The sequence below is a fragment of the Caballeronia sp. KNU42 genome (assembly GCF_053760385.1).
This window is the reverse complement of record NZ_CM132388.1, coordinates 1097634-1108033: the sequence shown is the minus strand read 5'-3', so window position 1 is coordinate 1108033 and position 10400 is coordinate 1097634. Positions and strand designations below refer to the sequence as shown.

10 protein-coding genes are annotated in these 10400 nt (G+C 60.8%); 3 read left to right on the top strand and 7 right to left on the bottom strand.

The features are described from left to right. Window positions 1-285: 285 nt before the first annotated feature. Entirely contained in the window at window positions 286-906 is a 621-nt protein-coding gene (locus tag ACSOSP_RS04895; RefSeq protein WP_455309853.1) for a TetR/AcrR family transcriptional regulator, read from the top strand. 7 nt (window positions 907-913) lie between these two features. Here the strand turns inward: ACSOSP_RS04895 and ACSOSP_RS04890 are convergent, their stop codons facing one another. The 4 genes from ACSOSP_RS04890 to ACSOSP_RS04875 all read right to left on the bottom strand — a co-directional run bounded on the left by ACSOSP_RS04890 (window position 914) and on the right by ACSOSP_RS04875 (window position 5923). Continuing rightward, window positions 914-1156, bottom strand: a complete 243-nt coding sequence (locus ACSOSP_RS04890) for a DUF2795 domain-containing protein (RefSeq protein ID WP_455309852.1) — start codon at window positions 1154-1156, stop codon at window positions 914-916. A 68-nt stretch (window positions 1157-1224) separates the two neighbouring features. Next, window positions 1225-1500 (bottom strand): hypothetical protein, encoded by a 276-nt coding sequence (locus ACSOSP_RS04885; RefSeq protein WP_455309850.1) that lies wholly within the window; start codon window positions 1498-1500, stop codon window positions 1225-1227. Window positions 1501-1784: 284 nt separating this feature from the next. Then, window positions 1785-3521: a ClcB-like voltage-gated chloride channel protein gene (locus ACSOSP_RS04880; protein WP_455309849.1), complete on the bottom strand. Its 1737-nt coding sequence runs from the start codon at window positions 3519-3521 to the stop codon at window positions 1785-1787. Between the two features lie 152 nt (window positions 3522-3673). Next, complete coding sequence (locus tag ACSOSP_RS04875) at window positions 3674-5923, bottom strand: heavy metal translocating P-type ATPase (protein ID WP_455309847.1); 2250 nt, start codon at window positions 5921-5923, stop codon at window positions 3674-3676. A gap of 78 nt (window positions 5924-6001) precedes the next feature. Here ACSOSP_RS04875 and cadR point away from each other — a divergent pair, with 78 nt between their 5' ends. Then, window positions 6002-6433 carry a Cd(II)/Pb(II)-responsive transcriptional regulator gene (gene cadR, locus ACSOSP_RS04870; RefSeq protein WP_455309846.1) on the top strand — a complete coding sequence of 144 codons (432 nt, stop codon included), beginning with the start codon at window positions 6002-6004 and terminating at the stop codon, window positions 6431-6433. Between the two features lie 78 nt (window positions 6434-6511). Here cadR and ACSOSP_RS04865 read toward each other — a convergent pair whose 3' ends face one another. The 3 genes from ACSOSP_RS04865 to ACSOSP_RS04855 all read right to left on the bottom strand — a co-directional run bounded on the left by ACSOSP_RS04865 (window position 6512) and on the right by ACSOSP_RS04855 (window position 9362). Beyond that, entirely contained in the window at window positions 6512-7315 is an 804-nt protein-coding gene (locus tag ACSOSP_RS04865) for an aldo/keto reductase (RefSeq protein WP_455309844.1), read from the bottom strand. A gap of 54 nt (window positions 7316-7369) precedes the next feature. Beyond that, complete coding sequence (locus ACSOSP_RS04860) at window positions 7370-8104, bottom strand: glutathione S-transferase (protein WP_455309843.1); 735 nt, start codon at window positions 8102-8104, stop codon at window positions 7370-7372. Window positions 8105-8288: 184 nt separating this feature from the next. Then, a complete protein-coding gene (locus ACSOSP_RS04855; protein ID WP_455309842.1) occupies window positions 8289-9362 on the bottom strand; it encodes a YeiH family protein in 1074 nt (357 codons plus the stop codon). 107 nt (window positions 9363-9469) lie between these two features. Between ACSOSP_RS04855 and ACSOSP_RS04850 the strand changes: the two genes are divergently transcribed. Continuing rightward, window positions 9470-10360, top strand: a complete 891-nt coding sequence (locus ACSOSP_RS04850) for a LysR substrate-binding domain-containing protein (protein WP_455309841.1) — start codon at window positions 9470-9472, stop codon at window positions 10358-10360. Window positions 10361-10400: the final 40 nt, after the last annotated feature.

The window sequence follows — 10400 nt, the reverse complement described above, 5'->3', positions numbered from 1 at the left end:
CAACGTGCGGCGACAGACTTGCAGAATCACGAATGACCTCGACGCAAAGGCCTTCCATGCGCGCAAGGGCTTGCGGACATGGCTGGCGCGCAGCGTCGACACGGCGTGTCGCTGCGCGTTTTCAAGATACGGCGCTATTCGGGGCGTGATAGCCGAACCGGCGGCATGCCACGGCCACCAGGCTTTTCGGTACCTCGTCGCAAAAACGCGATGAATTCTAATACAACTGTGAATCTGAAATCAAAGTCGTATCATAATCCAATTTTGAGATGCTAAACTCAGCCGATGAAACGAATTCGCCTCACCCGGGAGCAGAGCCGTGACCAAACGCGTGAGCGTTTGCTGAACGCTGCACAAACAGTGTTCATGAAGAAGGGATTTGTTGCCGCCAGCGTGGAAGACATTGCGGCGGCGGCGGGTTATACGCGCGGTGCGTTCTATTCGAACTTCGGCAGCAAGTCCGCTTTGTTTCTGGAGCTGCTCAAGCGCGATCACGATGCGATCATGAGCCGGCTGCATTCCATCTTCGATGGCGAAGCGAGCCGCGCCGACATGGAAGCCCGCCTACTGCAGTATTACAGCGAGTGCTATCGCGACAACAAGTGTTTTTTGCTGTGGGTCGAAGCGAAATTGCAGTCAAGCCGCGATGCGAAATTCCGCGCGCAATTCAATGCGTTCATCCGGGAATTGTTGCAGACGACGACCGCCTATATTGTCGCGTTTTCGGAGAGGGCGGGGACGCCGTTACCCATGCCGGCTGAGCAGCTGGCGCTCGGGCTGACGGCGTTGATCGATGGAATGCAGTTTTTCTATACGTCGGATCCACAGGCCTGCGGCAATGAAATATCCGAAGCCGTACTGGCGAAATTTTTTAGCCGCGTGGTGTTTGGATCCAACCTGGTCTGAAGACCTCTCAGATGGAGATACCCGAACCGCCGTTACTGCCTAGCAACTGTTCAACGGCATCGGCGTTGGCATAGTCCTGCTCGGGCAATCCATCGAACACGGCAATCACGTCGTTGCTTGCGCCTGCAGCGCGCGCCGCATCGACAATGCCATCCTTGTTGGTCGGAAACGTCAGATCACGCAAGACCTCTGCGATTTCATCATCGATCGGTTCGTCATTCAGGTTGGCATTCGCGTGCGTATCGGTCATTGGTGTCCTTGGTTGTTGCTGGTGGTCCATCAGTGATCAATCCGCGGCGCCATGCTCAGGGTGCCGCCTCACGTCTGCACTTCGATTACCTGACTCGCCATGCCGTGGTTGGGTGAGCGAGACTTCGGCAATTCCACATGAGACCAGTGCGCGTGATCGAGTACCTGTGCACGCACCTCCGGCGCAGGGGGCGAAACCGGTGGGGCGTTGGCGCGAATGGCAAGCGCTGCTCGCATGCCCTCAGCCTGGCGAGCAGCGTAGATCGCCGCGTCGTCCGTGTGGATTGGCGCGGCATAACACGACACGGAAACCAGGACCATCAATAAAGCCGTTGAGGTTTTCATCGCTCAACCCTCCAGATACTTTGCACACAAGCTGACGCAAGCGGTACACAAGCAGCACAAACACGAGGCCGTACGGAGAATATTAGCGAGGAATTCAGCAAACGCCATGCCAATCGAAGAGAGCGGTTTTTCAGCGCTTCATCCGATGAAAAGTGGTCGTCCGCCGAGCCTTGTTTCAAGCGGCGTCGAGGCCCGTTCTTCGAGCGAATTCTAGAATAGGGTCGTAAGCGAGTGCTTCAGAGGTTGCTCCATCACTGCCGCAAATTTGCACATTTCGAGCAATTTCAGCGCGATGCCGGGTTTAAGCGGAAGTAAGCATCGAGAAGTGAGGTTTTGTAGACAACGCCGAGCAGCACCGGCCGCGTCGGGCAGTCGATGACCGGCAAACGCTCGCCCTGGAACGCCAGGAAATGCTGCAACGCTTCACCCAGCGACATGTTCGGTGTGAGGACATCGAAATGAGGCTGCAGATAATCTTCGGCGGTTTTGACGGCGGTGTCGCGCTCGTCGAGCAGGTCGGACGTGATGTCCTTGAGCGCCACCACGCCGCGAAACTGGCCGTCCGCATCAACGACGTAAAGGTATTTCACCGGATATTCGAGGAACACCCGCGTCATGGTCTTCACGTCGGCATCCAACGGGACCACCGTGTCAGCCGGTTTCACCAGCTCGCGCATCTGCGTCGCGGCGAGCCGCGAGCGTTCTTTTTCGTCACGGTTGCGCCGCAGCGTGACCTCGTACATCGACGTCTGGGCCGATGCCCGTGCAATGAAAAACGCCACCACGCACGACAGCATCAGCGGCAGCATGACCTGATAGCTCAGCGTCATTTCGAAGATCATCAGGATCGCCATCAATGGCGCGTGCGTGGCGGCCGCGAGGAACGCGCCCATGCCGACCATCGCGTAGGCAAACGGCGCGGACGTGGAGTCCGGCCAGATCGTGTGTGCCGCCAGCCCGAACAGGCAGCCGACCACCGCGCCGACGAAGAGCGTCGGTGTGAAAATCCCGCCGACCGCGCCGGAACCGGCGGTCGCCGCGGTCGCGACGATCTTGAAGAACAGCACGGCTGCCAGCGCTTCCCAGGTCCAGGAATGATGCAGGATCGAGTTGACGACTTCATACCCGTTGCCCCAGACCTCGGGGAACCAGATCGAGATCACGCCGACAATCAGGCCGCCGAATCCGAGCCGGATTGGCAACGGCATGGGCAGCTTGGCGAAGCGTTGTTTCGATGCAGCCAGCAGGCGCAGGAAATACGGCGCCAGCACGCCGCAGAGCAATCCAAGCACGACGAACAGCAGCACTTCGACGCCGGTGACCGTTGGAAACTCCGGCATTTCGTAAGGCGGCCGGTAGCCGGCGAATTCGCGCATCGTAATGTTCGCGACCACCGACGACACCACGATCGGCCCGAAGCTTTCCATGGCCATGGAACCGAGCACGAGTTCAGTCACGAAGAAGGCGCCCGCGATAGGCGCGTTGTACGCCGAGGTGATTCCGGCCGCCGCACCGCAGGCGACGAGCAGGCGCAGCCGCGACGGACTGAAGTGAACCCAGCGGCCGATCGCTGACGCACACAGTGCGGCGAGCTGCACCATCGAGCCTTCACGTCCGATGGAGCCGCCGCTGGCGATGGTGAAGAGCGACGAGATGCTGCGCCACAGGCTTTGCCTGACCGGCACGACGCCGTCGCCTATGGTCACGGCTTCCATGTAGTCGGCATTCGCGTGACCGGAGTTGTGACGCCGGGCGATCAGCAGGCACAGGCCGGCGACCAACCCGCCTGCTGTTGGCAGCGCGACGCGCACGGGCCACGGCAGGCGCGTGGCCATTTCGACAAAATTGCCGTGGTCCCCGCCAAAAAGCCGCTGCATTTCGTCGATACCAATGCGAAACGCCGCAGTCGCGAATGCGCCGGCCACGCCGACAACCACGGCCCACACGAGCATGGAGCTGGATTCGGAGAAGCGGAACCGGATCTGTGCCCGGGTGCGTAGTTTGAGGAGGAATGAAAGCACGTGAGCTTGAATGTCGGAGCGGGTCGAGGCCAATGGCGCGGGGCAAGGATATCACCCGCGAGGGGCCGGGGGGCAGTGCTCCGACGGGCGCATGCAAGCGGATTCGCCTGGGCGCCCGCGGGGTATCGGTGGTTATCGGTGGTTATCGTTGGTTATCGGCGCAACAGGCGAAGTCCGTTGGCCACCACCAGCAAGCTTGCCCCTACATCGGCGAGAACGGCCATCCACAAGGTCCCCGCGCCCGTCAGCGCAAGCACGAAAAATATCGCCTTGATCGCGAGCGCCAGCACGATGTTTTGTATCAACACCGCATGCGTCGCCTTCGAGAGCCGGATGAAAGCCGGGATCTTGCGAAGGTCGTCGTCCATCAACGCGACGTCAGCGGTTTCAATGGCGGTGTCCGCGCCCATTGCGCCCATCGCGAAGCCGATGTCGGCACGGGCGAGGGCCGGGGCGTCGTTGATCCCATCGCCGACCATGCCTACTACCGCGCCGTTCGCCGCCAGTTCCGCTACAGCCGCGAGCTTGTCCTCGGGCAGCTGATCGCCACGGGCTTCATCGATACCCACGGTTGCCGCTATGGCCGCCGCCGTATGCGAATTGTCGCCGCTCAGCATCACGGTGCGAACGCCGAGCGCATGCAGGTCGGCGATCGCGGCGCGGCTCGTTTCCTTGACCGTGTCCGCGACGGCGAACAACGCGAGCACCCCGGTTTCGCCGATCAACATGACGACGGTTTGACCCTCGCGTTCCAGGGTGTCGAGCCGGGCTTCAAGGGTTGCGGAACAACGCCCGAGCTCTTCGACCAGGCGATGATTGCCAAGCGAGTAGGGTTTGCCGCCGATTGTTCCCTGCACGCCGCGTCCGGGCAACGCCTCGAATTCATGAACGGGTAGATAGGCGACGTTGTCCGTAGTGGCCGCACGTGCCAGCGCTTGGGACACTGGATGATCAGAACGGCCGGCGAGGCTGGCTGCAAGCTGCCGGCAGCGGTTGATGTCAATATCCGCCACGGCTTCTACGTGGGTTTGAGCCGGCGTTCCGTGCGTGATCGTGCCGGTCTTGTCGAGCGCGAGCCATGTCAGCTTGCGACCCAGTTCGAGATAGGAACCCCCTTTGATCAGAATGCCTTTTCGCGCCGCCGCCGTCAGGCCGCTGACGATCGTCACGGGCGTCGAGATCACGAGCGCGCACGGGCAGGCAATCACCAGCAGCACCAGCGCCTTGTAGATCCAGTCGTGCCAGACGCCGCCGGCCAGGAGCGGCGGCAAGATCGCGACGAGCACCGCGAGCGCAAATACAACCGGCGTATAAACACGCGCGAACTGGTCGACGAAGCGTTGCGTCGGCGCTTTCGAACCTTGCGCCTCCGACACCGCGTGAATGATGCGCGCGAGCGTTGTATCGCCGGCGATTGCCGTCACGCGATATTCGATCGAACCGGATCCGTTGATGGTGCCCGCGAACACGGCGTCGCCCGGTGCTTTGTCGACCGGCAGGCTTTCGCCCGTGATGGGCGCCTGGTTCACCGTGGTGCGCCCGGCGCTCACTTTGCCGTCGAGTCCGATCCGTTCACCAGGTTTGAGGCGCACGATCGAGTTTATCGATACCGATTTCGCCTCCACGTCATGCCACGTGCCGTTGGGTTGCCGGACGGTCGCGCGCTCGGGCGCCAGTTGCATCAGCTTCTGGACGGCGTTGCGCGCGCGGTCGAGCGACTTCGCTTCGATCAGCTCAGCCACGCTGAAGAGGACCATGACCATGGCCGCTTCGGGCCATTGGCCAAGGAATAGCGCACCGGTGACGGCGATGCTCATGAGCGCGTTGATGTTGAGATTGCCGTTGCGGATCGCGACCCAGCCCTTTTTGTAGGTTCCAAGGCCGCCGGCAATGACGGCGAGTACGGCAAGCGATGCCGCGATCCAGCCGGGGAACGCCGCAAAGCTTGCTATCTCCGACGCAACCGCCGCTGCGCAAGCCACTGCAAGCGGCCAGTGGGCGCTTTTCCTTGCGACGGCCGGGGTTGCACTTTGCGCGAGTGTTGCGGGCAATTCAGCGGTGAAACCCAGCGATCGAATGGCTTGCGCAATCGCCTCGCGCTGAAGCGGCGAGTGGTCGACGGTGAGCAAGCGCTGCATCAGGTTGAACTGCACGTTTCGCACGGATGACATGGACGAGAGCTTCTTGCGTATCAACGCCTCTTCTGTCGGGCAATCCATCTGCGCGATGAGATACACGGTGCGTTCGGCGCCGTCCAAAGACTTTTGAGGAGCGGGAGCAGCGGCTTTGACATCGGCGTGCGAATGTGGATGCGTGCGGTCCGAAGAATGGCCATGGCAGCACGATGAGCTGGCCGGGGTTTCATCGACCGCGTTGTTCGCTTCGTTGGGTAGGGACATCATGGCTTCCTGAGGGGATCTATGATGTAGTAGACGCCCTGAAGTCACTTCAAGGTCAAGCGTTGGCGGGGAGCACATGCGATGAAAATCGGCGAACTGGCGAAAATGGCTCAGTGCACGACTGAAACCATCCGCTTTTACGAGAAGGAAGGCTTGATGCCGGAAGCCAGCCGGACGGATTCCAATTACCGGAATTACACGGAGGCGCACGCGGAACGGTTGCGGTTCATCCGCAATTGCCGCGCACTGGATATGACACACGAGGAAATTCGCCATCTGCTCAGCGCAACCGATGCGCCCGGCGAACCGTGCGGCTCGATCAATTCGCTCGTCGATGAACACATTCTTCATGTGGACAGGCGAATCGAGGAACTGACGCGGCTCAAGGCGCAACTGGTGGCGTTGAGGGGGCAATGCACGACGGAAGAATCAGCGACGGACTGCGGTATCGTCCAGGCGCTTTCCACGAACGATGTTGCGCCCGCACGCGAGAAGCGGACCCATTTGGGCTGAACGGCGAAGTGGGGCGGGTCCTGAAAAACCCGGCCTCGACACATCGAAGCCGGGATGTCCTTCACGCCAAACTACCAATCACCACTTTGGCGAAAACGGCGGCTTCGCGTTGCGTTGCCCTTCGTCCAGCGCATCGATCTTCGCAATATCGTCGGCGTCCAGCCTCACTTTTTGCGAGTCCCAGTTCAGTTCCTGGTGTTCCGGGTTCGTCGATGCCGACAGCACCACGATATCGCGCGACAGCAGCCACGCGAACGTCACCTGAGCGGGCGTCACGCCATGCTTCTTCGCGATCGCAATCAATGTGGGATCTTTATGCGCGCGGCCTTCACCGAGCGGCATATACGCGGTCACCTTCACGCCGAGCTTTTGCGTCGCCTCGACCAGCTTGCGATTCGCGAGGAAGGGGCTGATTTCGAACTGGTTCGTCACAATGCCTTCGCCGCCGGGCGCGTTCAACGCTTCCTCGAGCAACGGCGCGGTGAAATTCGAGACGCCGAAATGGCGGATCAACTGCTGCTTCTGCGCGTCCTGAAAGCCTGCGATGGATTCGGCGATGGAAACCACGCTATCGGGCGACGGCCAATGAACCAGCGCGAGATCGATCGTGCCGATGTTCAGTTTCTTGTGGCTTTCTACCAGGCTTTTAACCACGTCTTCACGACGCAGCCGGTCATGCCAAACCTTGGTGGTGATCCAGATATCTTCGCGCGGCACGCCCGAGTCGCGCACGCCTTTACCGACGGCTTCTTCGTTCTTGTAGAGCTGCGCGGTATCGATATGGTGATATCCAAGCTGCAGCGCGCTCGTGACAGACTTGGCGGTTTTCTCCGCGTCTACGCGAAAGGTGCCGAGTCCGAAGGAAGGAATGGTGTCGATCATCTGCTACTCCTTTTGATTACGTTTATCCGATACAGGCCGGCTGAGTCAGCAATGCTAGGCGTCCTGATCCAGTTCCGGGTAATGGCGGAAGATGCCGGATTCATTGAATGAAATCCGGCGTTCCGAATCCACATAAGCTGCGATATTCGGCCGTTCAAGCACGGCATCGTGCAACGCCGCGACGCGCGGATACAAGCTGCCGAACTTTTTCATTGCGCGGGGAAAGGCGTAGTGCAGGCCGTCGACAAGTTGAAATATCGACAGATCCACGTACGTGGTCGTGTTGCCGATTATCTGCGTATCGCCGTGAGGGTTCTGCGCGAGCACCCGTTCGAAATAACCGATGAACTTCGGCACCCTGTTTTCGATGAAATCCTTCGAGCGCTGCTTCGCTGCGTCCTTCTGGTCTTCGTAATACAGGCCGCTCGCAAGCGGATGGTGCGTGTCGTGGACTTCGGTCACCATGTCCGCGATTGTCAGCTGCAAGCCGTGCGCGACATAGCGCAGGCCCTCGTCCTTCGGCGCGAGACCGAGCTTCGGCGCAAGGTATTGCAGGATGTTCGCCACGTGCGGCACGATCAGTTCGCCATCCTTCAGGAATGGCGGGGCGAACGGAATGTAGGGCTCGGTCTTGCTGTTCATGATCTTCATCATGGCGCCGGTGCCTTGTCCATCCTTCTTCGCGCCGCGTGCAACGTCCACGTAGTCCGCGCCGGCATCTTCCAGCGCGAGCCGGACGAATTCACCGCGGCCTTGAAGACCATCCCAGTAATACAGTTCGTAGGCCATCGGCCATATCCTCGCGGTGTGATCGCTGGAAACCCAAAGACAAGAGGGTAGCAACACGCGTGCCGTTGCGCTTGGATTGCGCCTGGACGTTGCGCCTGTAATGTCGGTGAAAAGCAAAAGCCCGCGCGAGCGGCGGGGCTTCTGCGGGGCTTCTGTGTTCCTGCAAGCGGTGCCTCTACGAACCTTACCCGAGCAGGCGCTCGACGCCCATGGTTATCGCGAGTCCTCCCCCGATCAGCCATGCATAAAGGATCGCGCCCGTCACCAACGCACGGGGTCCGGCCTGGCGAATCTGCGCGATCCGCGTTTCAATGCCCAGTGCGGTCATCGCCATGGTCAACGCGAAGGTGTCGAGTGTGTTCAGCGTGTGCGTGGCGGTATCAGGCAAAACGTGCAAGGAATTGACGATCACGAGCGCGAGAAAGCCGAGCGCGAACCAGGGAATCGCAAGCTTGCGCTTCGCGCCATCGGCGGCTGCGCGCGAGCGGTTCACCCACATGCCGATCACGAGCAGCACCGGCACGAGCAGCATCACGCGCGTCATTTTCACGATGGTCGCGATATGCGTCGCTTCCGGGCTCACATTGCTAGCCGCGCCGACCACCTGCGCCACTTCGTGAATCGTGCCGCCGAAAAACAGGCCGACGCCCAGCGTATCGAGATGCAGCCATCCGAGGTGCAACGCGAGCGGATAGAGGAACATGGAAAGCGTGCCGAACAGCACCACACTTCCGACCGCCATCGCGCTTTTATGCGGCTCGGACTGCAGGGTGGATTCGAACGCAAGCACTGCTGCGGCACCGCAGATTGCGCTGCCGGCCGCTGTCAGCAAGGCCGTATCGCGGTCGAGCTTCATCAGCTTCATTCCCGCCCATGTGCCGATGGCCAGCGTGCTCACCACCACTAGTACCGAAACCGTCAGCCCCGGCAGCCCGACCTGCGCTATTTCCTGCAGGCTGACGCGCAGTCCGAAGAAGCCGACCGCAATACGCAGCAGCTTGCGAGCGGAGAAGTTCACGCCCGACGCCCAGCTTTCCGGCATGCCGTCACGCAGTGCATTGCCATAGATTGCTCCCGCGACAATGCCGACGATCAGCGGACTGAGCCCCAGATTCGAGATGAAGGGCAGCGCCGCCAACTGCGTGACGGCGGCGGCGAATAGCGCGACAAACAAGATGCCGTTCAGTTGACCGCGCGCCTGACCGATTGGAGCGGTGGGAGTGGAACGAGATGCGGCGGGGGTGGCGAGGGAATTCACGGTCTTTTCCGTTTGGGTTCGATGTTCTAATCCTATTATTGATATATCGATATGAAAAATCGTCATTTAGGATGTAAACTATCCGCTTAGCCGATAGTTAAGTCCCAATGACCGCAGACCAGCTTATAACTTTCGCCACCGTCGCTGAGCACTCCAACATCAGCCGGGCAGCACTCGCGCTGCATTTGTCGCAGCCGGCTGTGTCGGGGCAATTGCGCCAGTTACAGGACGAATTCGGCGAGCCGCTGTATCAGCGCGAAGGCCGCGGCATTCGGCTGACCTCCGCTGGCGAACAGCTCGCGGTTTATGCCACGCGAATCCGGGAGACAGTGGGCCAAGCGCGCGCTTACCGCAATGCGCTGCGCGGGCTCGAGCGCGGCACGCTGAGGATTGGCGCGAGCACGACGCCGGCGAGTTACCTGTTGCCTTATCTGATTGCGGAGTTTCATCGGCAGCACCCGGATGTGACGGTTCACACGATCAACGGGAATACGACGGAAATCGTTGCTGCGCTGGGTTCGCTGGATATCGCGATGATCGAGGGGCCGGTGAGCGCGGATCTGCCGCCGGGAACGGAAGTCACGGCGTGGCGCGAGGACGAAATCGTGGCAATTGCGCCGAGCGGACATCCGCTGGCGGCTGTTTCGGGCGGGGTGACGCTGGAAGCGCTGTGCGCTCATTCGCTGGTCTTGCGCGAGGGCGGATCGGGCGTGCGCCAGTTGGTCGAGCGCGCATGCGCCCGGGCGGGTGTGCAAATGCGCGTTGCGCTGGAAATCACGGGCGTGGAGGGCGTGAAGGAAGCGGTGCGGGCGGGGATGGGGATTGGTTTTGTGTCGGCGATGTCGATGCGCCACGAGGACGGCGCGCTGCAGCGTTTGCGAATCGCGCCGGAGCCGCTGACGCGGCGGTTTTCGATCCTGATGCCGCATGGTGCGGCGGCGTCGCGGGCGGCGGCGAGGTTTTATGCGCTGTGCGTGGAGGAGGGGGCGGGGAAGTGACTTTGTAACGAGCCCTTTGTTTTGCAAAATTTGAAAAAAG

Bases quoted from the DNA above. Each gene is read 5' to 3' on its own strand.
- ACSOSP_RS04895 (WP_455309853.1), top strand. From the start codon at position 286: ATGAAACGAATTCGCCTCACCCGGGAGCAGAGCCGTGACCAAACGCGT.
- ACSOSP_RS04890 (WP_455309852.1), bottom strand. From the start codon at position 1,156: ATGACCGATACGCACGCGAATGCCAACCTGAATGACGAACCGATCGAT.
- ACSOSP_RS04885 (WP_455309850.1), bottom strand. From the start codon at position 1,500: ATGAAAACCTCAACGGCTTTATTGATGGTCCTGGTTTCCGTGTCGTGT.
- ACSOSP_RS04875 (WP_455309847.1), bottom strand. From the start codon at position 5,923: ATGATGTCCCTACCCAACGAAGCGAACAACGCGGTCGATGAAACCCCG.
- cadR (WP_455309846.1), top strand. From the start codon at position 6,002: ATGAAAATCGGCGAACTGGCGAAAATGGCTCAGTGCACGACTGAAACC.
- ACSOSP_RS04865 (WP_455309844.1), bottom strand. From the start codon at position 7,315: ATGATCGACACCATTCCTTCCTTCGGACTCGGCACCTTTCGCGTAGAC.
- ACSOSP_RS04860 (WP_455309843.1), bottom strand. From the start codon at position 8,104: ATGGCCTACGAACTGTATTACTGGGATGGTCTTCAAGGCCGCGGTGAA.
- ACSOSP_RS04850 (WP_455309841.1), top strand. From the start codon at position 9,470: ATGACCGCAGACCAGCTTATAACTTTCGCCACCGTCGCTGAGCACTCC.